Here is a 16,030-nt window from a genome sequence, read left to right as displayed (position 1 = left end):
ATGGCGACTGCGGGTTAAGATCAAGTTTGGTGATTATTTTGTCGGCTTTTGTTCTATCGACTCGGTGTCGATATCGTCCAGTTCAATAGTATCTGACTTGGCAGAGTCAAAGGTTTGGGCCGATTTATATGAATGTTCTTCATAACGCATGTCGATGTGTACTTTATTTCTTTTTGGTGCAGCTGGCTTACCCAATAACTTTTTAATCCAGTCTTTCATCATCCTTGATCCCTAAATTAATCCTATAACCTTTAAAAAGCAGTTACATATACGCATCACAATGATACGAAGCTCAATACTCCATGACATTTATCTATAAAACGTTATGATTAACACCACTCACTTGCCACTTTGTAACGCTTTGTTACAAACGGCTAGTATCATACTGTAAAATAATAAAATTAGAAGTACAATTTATGAACTTTTTAGCTCACTTACATTTAGCCGACATCAGCGATACTCACCTAGTAGCTAATTTGTCGGGTGATTTCGCGAAAGGTAACATAGAGCAACATCCAAAACATCTGCAACAAGGGATATGGCTTCATCGACAAATAGACCAAATTACTGATAGTCATGAAATTATTATCGACCTGCTCAAGCTGTTTCCTAAAACCTCACGTCGTGTTGCACCGATATTAGTAGACTTAGTATTTGATCATTACTTAGCATTTTATTGGGAAGAGTATCATCATCAGCCATTAGATGAATTTTGCCAAAAAGCATACCACCAGCTTAGTACTACACTTGAACTACCTCCGACGTTACAGGCCATTGCGCCACAAATTATCCAGCAAGATTGGCTTAGTAGTTACCAAACAAGGCAAGGATTAGATCAAGCGATTAAAGGCGTCAGTCGTCGTTTATCAAAACCAGAACTTTTTGACCATGCCATTAAAGATATCGATAAGATTTATATTGATATCGAGATTGCATTTAGAACCTTTTATCCACAGTTAATGGCCTATAGCAGGCTTTATAGTCGTAAGACTCCGGCAGCATATTTACCTTAATACAGGGTATTTATAGGAATTAATGTCGTATGCCGTCATGGTTACTTAATCTAAAATACACACTCAAAACCAAACGGTTTTGGCTAACGAGTCTACGCGATATAATCGTTATTGCGGTGGTGTTGTTCGCTATCGCGAGTTATCTACAGCGAGATATGCGAACAGGCATAGCGATGCCAATTAACGCATATACTATCGCCAATAAACCAATATCATTATTTACTTCAGCATCAATTGACGCCCAGCAGCATATCAGAGAGAACAGTACCCAAAATAAACCCACCTTGGTCTATTTTTGGGGCACTTGGTGTCCGGTGTGTAAGGTGACCTCTCCTATGGTGAACTCGGTTAATCTTAATCCAGATTATCAGGTTGTTTCCATTGCAGTAGCTTCAGGTTCTGACGACGACATCAGCACCTTTATGCAACATCATCATTATCATTTTGATGTCATCAATCAGCATCAAACAATGTTATTAAGCCAACAATGGGGCGCCATGGCATTGCCTGCTATTTATATCGTTGATACTGAAAACAATATTCGCTTTGTTACCTCTGGCGTAACAAGCAGTTGGGGAATGTCATTACGGTTATGGTTAGCGACCTGGTAAAGCAGCCATAACCAAACAGCATTATTCAGTCGAATAATTGGTTTTTGGTTATCAGTAAAACTTTGTTAGTATCCGCAACATGAGTACTCGCGAGATTAACGTTTCGCCACATCAATACCTGAATCAGACACAATTAGAGAGACACCTTATAATGCACATCTTTACTTATCAACCACCCTCAATTCCGTGGTTGGACATACGCTATAAAGACCGTGACATTATCGTCATCAATAAGCCTTCAGGCCTATTATCAAATCCAGGGCGTTCACCTGACACACACGATACGGCCATAACCCGTTTACAACGATGCTATCCTGAAGCGATTTTGATCCATCGTTTAGATTGTGATACTTCTGGGATCATGATTTTTGCTCGTACTAAAAAAGCGGAATCACATTTAAAAATTCAGTTTCAAAATCGCCAGGCCAAAAAAGTGTACATTGCTGAAGTGATTGGCCACGTGGGTGAACAACAAGGTAAAGTGAACTTTGCCCTAGGACCTAATCCTGATTCACCACCATTCCAAATGCTTACAGATTCAGGCAAAGCTGCGTTAACCTACTTCCAGGTACTTGAACATAGGACGCAGTCAACCCTGATGGAACTTAAACCCCACACGGGTCGCACTCATCAGCTTAGGGTTCATATGTTGGCGCTTGGCCATGCCATTTTAGGCGATGAGTTTTATGGCGATACCGAAACAATTAGTGCCAGTAAACGGTTAAACCTGCATGCGCAATCGCTCGCAATTACCCATCCTTATAGCCAAATCGAGATGACGTTTTTTAGTCAGCATCCATTTTAATATCTTAATCAGAGCTTGGGATAAGAGATGAGAATGTAGTGAGAAGGATTAAAAGCTTAGCGATTAATCACTATCAATATTATTATTTGTCTTAGTAACAAGACGAATCGACGCGTCAATATCTAGCCTATTGCAAGTCTTCTTGTGTAAAGAATAACGCAGGTATCAAGACAAGGAACTGTTTGAGAGGCGTTTGTTATCTTCACATCAGGTTACCTTGGCAATTCAAACAAAAAAATGCCGACGCTATCGCGTCGGCATTTATCAATAAGGACTTTTTCACGATATTAACGCGCTTGAGCTGTCTCTTTCGCTTCAGCAGCTTCACATGCTGCAGCAGTAAAGATCACATCTGTAGAGCTATTTAATGCAGTTTCAGCTGAGTCTTGAATCACACCAATAATAAAACCAACTGCCACAACTTGCATAGCAACATCATTAGAAATGCCAAACAAACTACACGCTAATGGGATTAATAATAGTGAACCACCGGCAACACCTGAAGCACCACAAGCAGAAACGGACGCTATCACGCTCAATAACAGAGCTGTCATAAAGTCCACTTGAATACCCAAAGTATGAGCTGCTGCTAATGTTAATACCGTAATGGTAATCGCAGCACCGCCCATATTAATGGTGGCACCTAATGGAATAGACACAGAATAGGTGTCTTTATGCAATTTTAGCTCTTCACACAATGCCATGTTGACCGGAATATTGGCCGCACTTGAACGGGTGAAAAAGGCTGTTACACCACTTTCACGTAAACATTTAAATACTAATGGATATGGGTTACGTTTAATTTTGACATAAACGATAATAGGGTTAATCACCAAAGCAATGAATAACATGGATCCCACAAGTACCATCAATAATTGGCCGTAACCCGCAAGAGCGTCGAAACCTGTTTCAGCAAATGTAGCCGCAACTAAACCAAAAATACCAATTGGTGCTAAACGAATGACAAAGCGGACTATATTTGACACCGCATCACTGACATCAGAGAGCATTTGCTTAGTACTGTCGCTGGCATGATGCATGGTTATCCCAAGGCCTGCCCCCCACACCAAAATACCGATGTAATTGCCCGTTAATAATGCGTTCACCGGATTATCAACAACTTTGAACAATAAGGTATTGATTACTTCGCTAATCCCCTGAGGAGGATTTGAGCCCTCTATCCCGGCTGTTAGTAGTAAAGTCGTTGGAAAAGCAAAACTGAATAATACTGCTGTTAATGCCGCTGCAAACGTTCCGAAAAGATATAGCCCAATGATAGGACGCATATTGGTTTGACTATTTTTCTTTTGATTGGCAATCGATGATGCAACCAAAACAAAAACCAGTATTGGCGCAATGGCTTTTAAAGCACCCACAAAAAGTGAGCCCAAAAAAGCCACATTATTGGCACCTGTGGTTGAAATACTTGCCAGAATCACGCCCAAAATGATTCCGCTGATGATTTGTAGCACGAGGCTACCGTTAGCGATACGAGCTAACAGTGATGTTTTTTGATTCATTGCTTAACCTATGATTATTATATTTATGACTTTTTATGATCAAGGTTTTGCTTATCTTTAGAAAAGGAAACATCATAATACTCGTCGTATCCACGTATTTATCACCTTGTAACTTACAGCGATATAATACTTAGGTTACGATACTCATGACATCTCGATAATATCAATGCTATTACTGAAAACACCCTACTTTCTTACTCATTGAGGGAGATTAACTCACCACACTCAATTAGCACACTTCAATCAATCCGTTTTCAGGGATAGCACTCCCTCATTAAAGTTAAGCATTACCTTGTGCCCAGCGAATATACTGAACACTATAAAAGCCTTGTAGCTATATATCAGGATGCCATGCAATAAGTCTAGTGTTGATACCAAATGAGTAAAAAAATTCAATCATCGGTCATAAAGAAAGCACTAATTTGACGGTTACAGGTTACTTGCTGTTAAATTGTTAACCATGTTACAGGCTGAAAATACCAAAAATAAAACAATGACAATCATCCAGCAGGCTGCAATGCTTGAGCACCTCTAAGCATCGCTTCAATCAACTCTTTAGCATCAAACTTAGTTAACGCCTCATTGGCTCCGACTTGTTTGGCTTGGCTGACACTGATTTCGCTGGATAATGACGTATGTAAAATAATGTACGCATGTTCAATTGCTGGATTATTTTTAACCTCAAAGGCTAATTCGTATCCATCAAGTCCTGGCATTTCAATATCACTCACCAGTAAATCAATAGGCTTTCGTTCTTCCGCGGCTTGTTGCATCATCTGCAGAGCGTCGCGACCATCTGCCGTCACCTGATAAGCAATGTTAATAGAGTCTAATGCATCAGATAATTGTTTACGGGCAACTTTTGAGTCATCTACCAGTAAAATACGTAACGGTGTTAATTTCTCACGTTGTACATCGGTTAATATCGCTCGATTATTAATCGGATCATCCGGAAATATTTTCGACAGTAATAACTCGACATCTAATAACTGAACCAGCTGATCATTAAAACGGGTTACACCTGTTAAAAAGGCATTTTTGCCTAAGTTACCTGAAGGTGCTTCGATATTACGCCAATTACATTCAATGATTTTATCGATTGAGCGCACAAGAAAACCTATCACCATTCTCTGACAATCAGTAATGATGATATAGCTATCTTTAAGCTCTGCTTCGGTAACGGGTCTATAGCCAATACCTGCAGCCATATCGATAATCGGAATAGTCATACCCCGAATGGTTGCTGCACCAAGAATAGCCGAGTGAGAGTGTGGGATTTTAGTTAAAGGAGTAAACGGCACGAGTTCACGAATTTTTAAAGTACCTAAAGCAAACACTTGTGTTTGATTTAATTTAAAAAGCAATAAACCCTGCGATTGATTCGCTTTGCTCATTTTCGGACTCATCATTACCCCTTCATCTGAAGACTGAAATCTACTTCACTATAGCATTTATCGTCAGTCTTTAGACTAGCTTAAGTGGCCTATTTTATCTGCAAAGATCATTACAAATCACAAAATTAGCTATTCATCCGATAATAGCCAACTCGATAAATCATTACGATACAATTACGGTTCTATAAATAATGAGTATTTGAGGCGGAGACTTTGGTTGATAACCAGAAATAGCAAACTACATTAGTACTATTTCCGCAACAAGTTGTCGATATGTCGTGCAAAAAAGATCAACGATTGAATTGTTGTGAACCTTCTTATGTAATTTATCAAAGCCGGGAAAAACTTAATCGGCAATATACACATATAAGCTAGAACAGAGTGCAAGTTAGCACCGAATATAGCCTAATAAAAACAACAAAGGGAAACAACGATAATTAAATCAGCCACTGATTTAATTATCGTTGTTTCCCTCATTATTATGATGCTTTAAATTGACATTAATCAGTTCGAAGCAGATTGCAGCTCGTAAAGCACATCATAAACAAATTGATCCCACCCCTCAGCATCGAACGCTAAGCCACTGGCATTACGAACTTGACTAACCGCATGCAAAGGCGCTGCACCGTTCTCCATCATATAATAAGCCATCACCATTTCTGTACGATTGATCCCAGAGCGACAATGGAGTAACACTGGTAACTGATCAGTTTCACATTCACGAATAAATGTTAATACCTGGGGGAGTATTTCAGCACAAATAGCTAAGTCATGCGGCTTAGGTGGAATATTATCAGGTAAATTAAATACTTTATGACGAAGACCTAATTCAGCCATAGCGTCGATATCGCAACCTTCACCATTATTTAAGGATGCAATTGCACCGAAACCGGCTTGCTTTAACTCAGCTAAGTCCCACGCATCCTTGTTTGGACCGCTACGGCCTGCAACTTGTCCATCAACTAACCAAAAAATATGTTTCATATTACCTACTACTAATCTGGTTTTTTAGCCCAAATATCAACATTAACTGAGGACAACTTTTTACGTTTTTTCTTACCGCTACCTTCTGGCTTCGCCATTGGCTTAGGTTGTTCCAGTACGCTTTCAGGCACTACATCATCAGCCTCAAATCCGTTAACTTGTTCACGTTCAAGGCGAATTTGATTCTTTTTCTCGATAACAGAGAAGTGATGATACTCATCATGCGACAACAAGGTCAACGCTAAACCGACCTCTCCCGCACGTCCGCTGCGACCAATTCGATGCATATAATCTGCTGGACTGCGCGGTAAGTCAAAATTTATTACCACTGGTAATTTTTCAATATCAAGGCCACGAGCAGCAATGTCAGTCGCTATGAGCACTTGAATATCTCCTGCCTTAAAACCTTCCAATACACGACTTCTCGCGCCTTGGGCTTTATCACCGTGAAACACCTCTGCAGTGATACCACGTTTAGCCAGTTTTTGAGCTAAATGATTGCAACTATTTTTGGCATTAACAAAAATCAATACTTGGCGCCATTGATGTTGTTGTAGCAAGTGCGCAAGTAATGCGGTCTTTTTTTCACGATTAACCGTCATTACCCGTTGTACTAATGTACTCGCTTCAGCGCTTTGTAATTGTATCTCAAGCGGATTAACGAGCAGCGCTTGCGTTAGTTGGCGTACTTCATCTGGAAAAGTAGCTGAAAACAATAACGTTTGTTTTTGCTTAGGAAGTAAATTGAGTACTTGAGTCAATTCTTCAGTAAAACCAAGGCTTAACATTCGGTCAGCTTCATCAAGTACTAACGTTGTCACTTGGGACAACTTTAGTGCATTTGACGATACTAAATCGAGTAAACGACCTGGCGTCGCGACCACCACATCGGCACCACCACGCAATGCTAACATCTGAGTATTAACAGATACACCGCCAAATGCAGCAACCACTTTAATGTCGCCATTTAAATGAACCGCATAGGATTTAAAGCTGTCGGCAACTTGCTTAGCGAGTTCTCGCGTTGGAACCAAGACTAACGCACTGACAAAATTACCTTTGGCAGATGTTGTTGCCCGACGACTCACCAATTGATGTAAAATCGGCAATGCAAAAGCCGCTGTTTTACCTGAGCCGGTATTGGCACCTGCCAGTAAGTCTTTACCGGTTAGTGTGCTAGGAATGGTTTCTGCTTGGATTGGTGTAGGCTGCAGGTATTTAAGCTCAGCTAATCTGGCCAACAATGGAGTATGCAGGCCAAATTCAGCGAAAGTCGTAGCTAAAGAAGCTTGGGTCATGTATCAAATGCGCTCAAAATAATGGATATCAATCGCACATTTTAACGTACTTTGGCACAGCAGTCAGATAAATTAGTTAATTTCTTCAATCCCTTCTAAGTCTAGTAGCCACTGCTTCATATCGAGCCCATAAGCATAACCAGTTAACTTACCGCCTTTGCCTATCACCCGATGACAAGGAACGATAATGGCTATTGGGTTTGCACCATTTGCAGCCCCGACCGCTCTGACAGATTTAGGTCTCCCAATAGTATTAGCGATATCACTGTAACTGCAGCGATGGCCGAATGTTAATTGACTCAGAGCATGCCAAACCTCATGTTGAAACACGGTACCTTTAGGCGCTAGTGGAACACTGAAATGCTGCCTTTGATTAGCGAAGTACTCTGTTAATTGAATGACTGTTGTATCAATGTGTTGTTGGGCTTGTATCAATAAATCTTGAGTAGTCTCAGTATTGCTTTGTTGGAGTATAAACTGAGTTTGAATCTCTACGAGCAAGCTCGTTTGGGCAAGATCTTCAACCTGTAGATGGGTTAATCCATGCTCAGATGCTTTAAGCGAAAGTAAACCAACTGGACTTGTGATTAAAGCATGACACTTGGGCGAAGTAAAATGGGTCATAATATTATCCGTTTTTTGCAGCGACAGGATCATTACCCCAAAGCTGGAAGGTTAAGTAACTGCCCCAAGGTGATGCTTGTTTTGCAATGTCGGCAGCAATGCTTAAGTACGATTTAGGGTTTTCAATGGGCTTACCCGATTGCTCATATAACGCATGAAGACGATTTTTGATGACTAAATCAGAACTCAAAAACACATCAGGATCACTCAAACCTCGCATATTTGCATAAGCAACAGTCCATGGGCCGATACCTTTTACGGACAACCAATCGTCAGGTGTTGAGTCAGCATGCTGATGTACAAATTGCCCCAAGGCATTTAATGCTAATTTTCGAGCACCTGGCATGTTAAGTTCATCTAATGAAGCGCTAGCAATAGCTTGTGCCGTCGGAAATAACAGCCAAGTCTTACCATCGATGAACAGCGTTTCACCATAAGATTCAACCAATAAATTTAATAGTTTAGTGGCTTGCACCACACTCACTTGTTGCCCTAATACGGCACGGCAAGCGGCCTCAAATACACTACCTGCCGCGGGAATACGCAAACCACTATCAATTTTGGCGCCTAATTCTATGATAGGAGATAATGCCTGCTGGATTATCGCCATGTCAGCATCTAAATCAAACATACGCCGTAATTGCAGAGTAATATAATGCAAGGATTTAATATCATTGGCATCGGCTAAGTAAATACTCACATCAAGTTGAGGTTTATCGGCATTCAGTGAAATGTAAAAAAAGCCTTCTACACCATTAAATGAGAAGGTTCGGCCATAACGTCCCGAAATATCATCAATGACCTCCATATTATCAACTTGACGAAAGGCATAAAAAGCCAACATCTTCGCCCAATTTAGGGGTGGCCGATAAGATAGTGCTAATGTTATTGGTTTAATGTTAATACTCACTTGGTTTTTTTTATAAGGATGAGTTTCATCAGTTGAACGTCGGCTCTTTCGGCGTAAATCACTCGGTGTTAATAGTAGTTCTTGTTTAAAAATTTCATTAAAGCGCCTGATGCTATTAAAACCAGCGGCCATGGCGATGTCTGTCATTGATAATTGAGTTTGGTGTAATAGCTGCTTAGCAAACATCAACTGCTGATACAACGCAAAACGTTTAGGTGAAGTCCCCAAAGCTTGGTTAAAGAGTTTATTTAAATACCGACTGGTAATACCTAATTTATTAGCCAACTTGACGATCGTTCCTGCATCTTCACCATTTAAAAAGCCTTGTTCGATTAACGTGATAGCACGCATTAACGTTGTTTGAGTACCTAACCACGCAAATGAACTCGGTGCACTATCAGGGCGACACCGAAGACAAGGCCTAAGTCCAGCATTAGCCGCTTTTATCGCAGAATCAAAATAACGGACATTTTTTTCATAGGGCGCAGGAGCGGGACAAATTGATCGGCAATAAATACCAGTAGTGATAACTCCGGTAAAAAATTGACCATCAAAGCGAGCATCACGACTAAGCCTTGCTTGCTGGCAGATCTGTGCTGCAATATAACAATCACTGTTAATCTGGACCATTCGTTTATTTAGCCTTATATCACTCACTGAAAAACTGAACTATTTTCTGCTTATAGCGTATTCAAGAGATTACTTTACCGAAATACAACAACCACGACTAGCGGAAAACGGAACCCAATCGTTTCGTATATGGTAACAATTTAACCCATTACATTTGGCCTTTTTGCGTTATCCTAGTCAGCAGAATTTTCACCATTAAGTTAGAGCATTAGATGTTTAAATTTTTTGAATCATTGACCCAAGCTTTACCACAAGAAGAACCGACTCAGCCACCCAATACTTTGTACGCATTTTGTCGTCATTATACCCGCGGGTTTGGTTTACCATTAATTATCATGTCAGTACTGACAGCCATAATGGCAATGTTGGAAGTGTCATTGTTTGGTTTTATGGGGCAACTGGTAGATTGGTTGGTCACCAAAAATCCGCAAACATTGTGGCAAGATGAAAGCACAACGTTAATTACCATGTCAGTAATTGTCTTAGTCGTTATCCCGCTGGTTGTCTGGTTGCATGCTTCTATCGTGCACCAAACGCTTTTAGGTAACTACCCCATGGCTATTCGTTGGCAAGCACATCGCTATTTACTCAAACAGAGTATTTCATTTTATCAAGATGATTTTGCAGGACGAATCGCCACAAAGGTAATGCAAACTTCGCTTGCTGTACGTGAAACTGTCATGAAACTACTGGATGTACTGATGTACATTTTGGTGTATTTCACCTCGATGTTGGTCATGATTGCCACTGCTGACGTTCGTTTAATGTTACCCATGCTCGTTTGGTTAGCGGCTTATGTGTTGATTCAATGGAAACTCGTTCCAAAGCTGAAAGCAATATCGACAGAACAAGCCGATGCTCGTTCAACAATGACCGGCCGTATTGTCGATAGTTATACCAACATATCAACCGTAAAGCTGTTCTCGCATACGACTCAAGAAGCTGACTACGCCCAAGATAGTATGACGCGTTTCTTAAAAACCGTTTATGGCCAAATGCGTCTCGTAACGATCATTAATGTTTTAGTACAAATCATTAATTACATATTAGCGTTCACCATTGCGGCTGTATCTATTTGGTTATGGGCAGACAATGCGATTACGGTTGGTGCCATTGCGATTGCGGTGAGTTTAGCGTTACGCTTGAATGGAATGTCACAATGGATTATGTGGGAAATCAGTTCGCTATTTGAAAATATTGGTACCGTCACCGATGGTATGAATACCTTATCAAAACCCATTGCTATCCAAGATAAAATCGATGCAAAAGACATTGTTGTTGACCACGGTAAAATCGACTTCAATCAGGTTTGCTTTCATTATGGTGAAAAAACCGGCGTCATTGAGCAACTAAATCTGAATATTAAAGCGGGCGAGAAAGTCGGTCTTGTAGGACGTTCTGGTGCAGGAAAATCGACCTTAGTCAACTTATTGATGCGTTTTCATGATGTTGAAAAAGGCCAAATATTGATTGATGATCAACCTATAACGGATATAACCCAAGACTCATTACGGGCAAATATTGGTATGGTGACTCAGGATACGTCGTTATTACATCGTTCGATCCGTGAAAACATTCTGTACGGTGATCCACATGCCAGTGATGAAAAATTAATAGCGGCGATAACTCAAGCACAAGCTGCAGAGTTTATTGACAATTTAACGGATCCCTTTGGTAACAAAGGGCTTGATGCCCAAGTGGGTGAGCGCGGCGTTAAGCTGTCTGGTGGACAACGTCAACGGATCGCCATTGCAAGAGTATTACTTAAGAATGCGCCAATTCTATTGCTTGATGAAGCCACTTCAGCATTAGATTCTGAAGTCGAAGCAGCGATTCAAGAGTCGTTGTATGAATTGATGGAAGGTAAAACAGTGATTGCGATAGCACATCGACTTTCAACGATTGCAGCGATGGATAGACTCATTGTATTAGATAAAGGCTGTGTTGTTGAACAAGGTACTCATCAAGAACTGATTAATGCCAAAGGGATATACGCACAACTGTGGGCCCATCAAACTGGCGGATTTTTAGGGTTAGATTAATCGAAAGTTGAGTAATGAGCATTAGCCACTCAAATTTGAGTGGCTTAATTAGATGGTCCGCCTCACCCCTAAACTATACTTAGGGTAGGCTAATCAAAGAGGCGAACCATCATGTCTATTATTAAAGTAGTTGGGATCGATTTAGGCAAATCTTCTTTTCATCTTGTTGGGCATGATCACACTGGTCGTGAACAATTTCGTAAACATTTAACTTGTTCAAAGCTCATTCAATTTCTGTCACAAACACCTAAAACAATGATTGCAATAGAATCATGTGGTGATTCCCACTGGTTGGCAAGAAAATGCCAAGCACTAGGTCATGAGGTTAAGCTTATTCCTCCCCAATATGTTAAACCTTACGTTAAAACGAATAAAAATGATTATATTGATGCCGATGCAATAGCAGAAGCATGAACAAGACCGTCGATGCGTTTTGTTGGTGTCAAAACAGAGACCTCAAAAGTCATCAGCGTTAGGTCCAGTTATACTAAAGAGCGGACAGCGTGTATGTCACGCATTGGTGCAACTTTACTCGAGTTTGGCATGAGCTTTCCTAGAGGGCATTCCAAAATGAAAGTGTTATTCCAATGGCTTGCCGATAACGGCGAACAGCTTCCAGCCATGTTGATGCAAGAATTGATTGAACATCATGAGTATTATTTACTGCTTATTGAGCGTATAGCAGGGCAAGATAAAAACTTAAACAGCTTGTCGAGCAAGATGTTCTAGTGTAATGGTCAATATTCAACGGGAGGGAAGTCAACCTTGCTTGGGATAAGTAAGCGTGGAAATAAGGCTTTAAGAACGTTGTTTATTCATGTTGCTCGAGCGATGTTATTAAGGCCAGAAAAAGCGGTGGCCGTATTTGGAGAATGGATACTTGAGCTCAGAGCAAAGAAGCCATTTAATGTAGCCGTCGTTGCATTAGCGAATAAGTCGGTACGAATAGCGTGGTCGATAATAGCGACCAAGCAAGCATTTGAAATAAGAGTTTAACCCGAGTTTGCAGATGATAGAGAAGATGACAGAATCGTCAGACCACTAGATTGAAGACTTGACATAAAAAACAGCACCGAAAGTATACTTTGGTCTTTTTGAGGACAATCTAGCGCGGAACTCATCGTGGCGTAGGTGGTAAAGCACCTAATGAAGATTCCGAATACATTGGCGCAAACCAACCTCGTTATGGTCGCGGTAGGAATGAGCATTACTACCACGACCGGTCAAGTGAGGAGACGTTTTCAGTAGTATTGGCCGCAATGGTTCTAGTCTACTTTACTGATTTAAAATGAATTTCTCATTTCATCCTATTCCCCTTGAGACTAAAAATGGCCAAAAAGTCAGCCATTGAGACACAATTATCTGAGGTTGTAGGATGAGACATGTCATGTTGAAGGCCTCATAATGAGTCAGATCGGCTCAGTTTTATACTCTGAACAATCCCATTCTCGATGACAGAAAAGCCATTTGGCTTCGTAGAAAAATGCTAGCGATCAGTCACAGCAATAGCCCTTTTGCTACGACTGATCGTCAGGCTGAGTGGATATCAAAACCCAGTTGGACGGAGTGAGACACATTACTCACTGTGACATCAATCCCCTCGCATAGCGCTCAATGATAATGCCCACACCCAATAAATGGTTTAATGCTTAGGCACATTGACGTTAATAAGTATATTCAACGTTATAGAAGCCTAAATTCATTACATCACTTCCTTTTGATAACGGACTGAGATCAGGATCGGCCATTCGACTTTGTTCAACCTCTAACCTTCTCCATTCATCCAACGTTTTTTTATCACCATAACTTGTCGCCAAAAATCGGATATACCGATCACCTAATACGTTAATACTCGCTTCCAGCGAGGGGGTGAAACTGAAGTTAGGTATGGTTCCCCTGATCCCACCATGCAACCTCCACACTACACCACCATCACCGTTTCTCCCACCTAGGAGTATTTCACTAAAGGCAATGTCATCACTGGCATTAGAAAAATCATATTGATAAGGGGCTTGTTGGCTACGTATTGTTTCATATAATGAATACGCCTCTTTAGAAAACGCGTTATTAACATCCAATACGATTTCACTTGAAGCATTACCTTGTTGATCCAGCTTACGAATGGCCGAATTGGCAGAATAACCCACTGTGTCGTAAACTTTAATTTGTTTAGTAATATTAGATGACACGTAATAATGCTCTGCAATAGTCGGATAAATAAAGATAGGCTCATTGGCGTAGTTATAGCTATCCCAGCTACCTGAAGAATAAGCATGTATATCATCGTCACTGTTATTTACCGGATCGTTAACCATGACCCCTACATGATTAAAATCATCGAGATTTAAGGTATATTCATCCAGATTGGTTAAGTCAATTTGTCCAGCTTGACTCGATTGATTATCAGCCGCCGTTAACTGAATATCAATGGGTCCTTGCACATCACACCATTCAAGAGAGTAATCTGCCGTATATGGTGTTAGATATCCCTGTCCACCGCCGATATTAAGTTTGCTATCAGGGGAGGACTCAATCAAATTTTGAACAAAAAATGTGACATCTTTGCAATCACAATCAGGTGCATAGCTCAAATTTGTGAAATGAATGACACCTAAATCTCCCCCTTTCGTATCCATAATGGTATCAATACTCAACGTTCTAAAACCATAATTGCGGGTAAAATAATTCAGCGCTACCGTAGTGATATGTTTAGCATCACTCGGCCATTCAGTGGTTAACAGACCATTTGAGTCAGTCACATGCTCTGCAATAACGTCGCCTTGTGCATTATGAAAAAGAACTTCTACACCCGCCTTGGGCGATTGAACATTACATTTATTCGTCACAACGGTATTGAGCGTGAGTTGTGTATTGATTGGATTGTTTGATGGATCACCCGAGTTAGCGGTTCCTGCATCATCGCCGCTGCCTCCACCACATCCTAATAATAGTATTGAGGTGAATGACGAGGTTAACATCCATTTTGTCGTTCTCATATCTCTTCCTTAATATGATCGAGCTGAACAGTGAAAGGGAAAGCCCCATCAAAAAGTTCATGTTAAGTTTATAAAAATAGGAATAACACCGATTAAATACAGAGTGGCCAAACCTTCGTGGAATACGAAAAGAATAAGATGTCGGCCTATTGGCTGATCACTCATGTCTCTTCCTTGACGTCGTCCGAATACGATTTATGACTCCCTGTTTTACCCGTAATATAACCGAGATTAAGGGTTCGCCCAAACGCTTTGTTATTAATTTGGGTGTCATTTGTTAAATTGCGTTTACGTTTTGTTTCATAAGCGTCTAGCGAACCCCGCCGATTGGTTAACATTCCATCGTAACAAGCTATCGATATCAGGTTCTGGTTTGCTCCGTTTATCAAGGTAGCACAGATGCGATCAAATGGGATTAAACCAGTGATCGGTCGCGGTAGGAATGAGCATTTAAAAAGGCACACCATAATAATTAATGTGACCCTGTATTACTCGTTTCAGCCAACGCCCTGTCTCCCAAGGTTGGTCATGAAGACGCTTGCAAAGCTTATTATCGCCGTCGTCGAGGTCAGAATAGCCTTAACAAATGGTGCGCTCTTTGGAGTGATCATTTTAGCAATGTCTGCTTTGCGGGCGAGAAATCAGCTGATACTGAACTTATGCAGACGACAAAAAGCGGTAATAGTCAAGCCACCAGCGGATTACTGTTGTATCAAGGCAACCCAATCTTCATGTGAACGTCTAACTATTTTAACTCCTGATGTAATGATCAGTCGTTAATAAAGAGGATGAATAAGAGCTGCTGAAGATGTACTTGCCTGGACGCTTACGGACCATACATTTTTATGAACAGGAATAAAAATAGACACAAAAAATGTAAGTAAAATATTAATTGTTTGGATTGTTTGGATTGTTTGGATTGTTTGGATTGTTTGGATTGTTTGGATTGTTTGGATTGTTTGGATTGTTTGGTAAAACGTTGAAGGTTTTTAGAGAAATAATACAGAAATACAAGATGGTGGTCGCTACTGGGCTCGAACCAGTGACCCCCTCCTTGTAAGGGAGGTGCTCTCCCAGCTGAGCTAAGCGACCTGGGATAAAACGCAAAAATATAGAACAAATTGATATGGTGGTCGCTACTGGGCTCGAACCAGTGACCCCCTCCTTGTAAGGGAGGTGCTCTCCCAGCTGAGCTAAGCGACC

The 16,030-nt window shown here is 40.7% G+C and carries 12 protein-coding genes, 2 tRNA genes and 1 pseudogene; 5 read left to right on the top strand and 10 right to left on the bottom strand.

Going from position 1 to position 16,030, the window contains the following annotated elements; all coding sequences use genetic code 11:
- Nucleotides 1-33: 33 nt before the first annotated feature.
- Nucleotides 34-222 carry a hypothetical protein gene (locus tag AAEY99_RS17895; RefSeq protein ID WP_101086568.1) on the bottom strand — a complete coding sequence of 63 codons (189 nt, stop codon included), beginning with the start codon at nucleotides 220-222 and terminating at the stop codon, nucleotides 34-36.
- A gap of 194 nt (nucleotides 223-416) precedes the next feature.
- Here AAEY99_RS17895 and AAEY99_RS17890 point away from each other — a divergent pair, with 194 nt between their 5' ends.
- The 3 genes from AAEY99_RS17890 to AAEY99_RS17880 all read left to right on the top strand — a co-directional run bounded on the left by AAEY99_RS17890 (nucleotide 417) and on the right by AAEY99_RS17880 (nucleotide 2,429).
- A complete protein-coding gene (locus AAEY99_RS17890; protein WP_011638153.1) occupies nucleotides 417-1,013 on the top strand; it encodes an acyl carrier protein phosphodiesterase in 597 nt (198 codons plus the stop codon).
- 29 nt (nucleotides 1,014-1,042) lie between these two features.
- Nucleotides 1,043-1,624: a protein disulfide oxidoreductase gene (locus AAEY99_RS17885; protein WP_162023548.1), complete on the top strand. Its 582-nt coding sequence runs from the start codon at nucleotides 1,043-1,045 to the stop codon at nucleotides 1,622-1,624.
- 151 nt (nucleotides 1,625-1,775) lie between these two features.
- A complete protein-coding gene (locus tag AAEY99_RS17880) occupies nucleotides 1,776-2,429 on the top strand; it encodes a pseudouridine synthase (RefSeq protein ID WP_351011441.1) in 654 nt (217 codons plus the stop codon).
- A gap of 287 nt (nucleotides 2,430-2,716) precedes the next feature.
- Here AAEY99_RS17880 and sstT read toward each other — a convergent pair whose 3' ends face one another.
- From sstT to AAEY99_RS17850, 6 genes are all read right to left on the bottom strand, one after another.
- Nucleotides 2,717-3,949 carry a serine/threonine transporter SstT gene (sstT, locus tag AAEY99_RS17875; RefSeq protein WP_101086565.1) on the bottom strand — a complete coding sequence of 411 codons (1,233 nt, stop codon included), beginning with the start codon at nucleotides 3,947-3,949 and terminating at the stop codon, nucleotides 2,717-2,719.
- A 500-nt stretch (nucleotides 3,950-4,449) separates the two neighbouring features.
- The gene (locus AAEY99_RS17870) at nucleotides 4,450-5,355 is read right to left on the bottom strand and encodes a chemotaxis protein CheV (RefSeq protein ID WP_174839683.1); all 906 of its coding nucleotides are present in this window, start codon (nucleotides 5,353-5,355) and stop codon (nucleotides 4,450-4,452) included.
- 492 nt (nucleotides 5,356-5,847) lie between these two features.
- Entirely contained in the window at nucleotides 5,848-6,327 is a 480-nt protein-coding gene (locus tag AAEY99_RS17865) for a dual specificity protein phosphatase family protein (RefSeq protein WP_101086564.1), read from the bottom strand.
- Nucleotides 6,328-6,338: 11 nt separating this feature from the next.
- The gene (locus AAEY99_RS17860) at nucleotides 6,339-7,625 is read right to left on the bottom strand and encodes a DEAD/DEAH box helicase (protein WP_335692855.1); all 1,287 of its coding nucleotides are present in this window, start codon (nucleotides 7,623-7,625) and stop codon (nucleotides 6,339-6,341) included.
- A 72-nt stretch (nucleotides 7,626-7,697) separates the two neighbouring features.
- A complete protein-coding gene (locus AAEY99_RS17855) occupies nucleotides 7,698-8,249 on the bottom strand; it encodes a methylated-DNA--[protein]-cysteine S-methyltransferase (RefSeq protein ID WP_351011439.1) in 552 nt (183 codons plus the stop codon).
- 4 nt (nucleotides 8,250-8,253) lie between these two features.
- A complete protein-coding gene (locus AAEY99_RS17850; RefSeq protein WP_351011437.1) occupies nucleotides 8,254-9,789 on the bottom strand; it encodes an AlkA N-terminal domain-containing protein in 1,536 nt (511 codons plus the stop codon).
- A gap of 212 nt (nucleotides 9,790-10,001) precedes the next feature.
- Between AAEY99_RS17850 and AAEY99_RS17845 the strand changes: the two genes are divergently transcribed.
- Together AAEY99_RS17845 and AAEY99_RS17840 are read left to right on the top strand one after the other, a co-directional pair.
- The gene (locus AAEY99_RS17845) at nucleotides 10,002-11,831 is read left to right on the top strand and encodes an ABC transporter ATP-binding protein (RefSeq protein ID WP_192116312.1); all 1,830 of its coding nucleotides are present in this window, start codon (nucleotides 10,002-10,004) and stop codon (nucleotides 11,829-11,831) included.
- Between the two features lie 111 nt (nucleotides 11,832-11,942).
- A pseudogene (locus AAEY99_RS17840) lies at nucleotides 11,943-12,827 on the top strand (IS110 family RNA-guided transposase).
- A gap of 668 nt (nucleotides 12,828-13,495) precedes the next feature.
- Here the strand turns inward: AAEY99_RS17840 and AAEY99_RS17835 are convergent.
- From AAEY99_RS17835 to AAEY99_RS17825, 3 genes are all read right to left on the bottom strand, one after another.
- Nucleotides 13,496-14,827, bottom strand: a complete 1,332-nt coding sequence (locus tag AAEY99_RS17835) for a hypothetical protein (RefSeq protein ID WP_351011435.1) — start codon at nucleotides 14,825-14,827, stop codon at nucleotides 13,496-13,498.
- 1,016 nt (nucleotides 14,828-15,843) lie between these two features.
- Nucleotides 15,844-15,919, bottom strand: a tRNA-Val gene (locus tag AAEY99_RS17830).
- 35 nt (nucleotides 15,920-15,954) lie between these two features.
- A tRNA-Val gene (locus tag AAEY99_RS17825) sits at nucleotides 15,955-16,030 on the bottom strand.

This window comes from Shewanella sp. S1-58-MNA-CIBAN-0166 (assembly GCF_040310085.1).
In the GTDB taxonomy this organism is placed as follows: domain Bacteria; phylum Pseudomonadota; class Gammaproteobacteria; order Enterobacterales; family Shewanellaceae; genus Shewanella.
The sequence above is the reverse complement of the archived record's forward strand: the minus strand, read 5'-3'. Positions and strand labels throughout refer to the sequence as shown.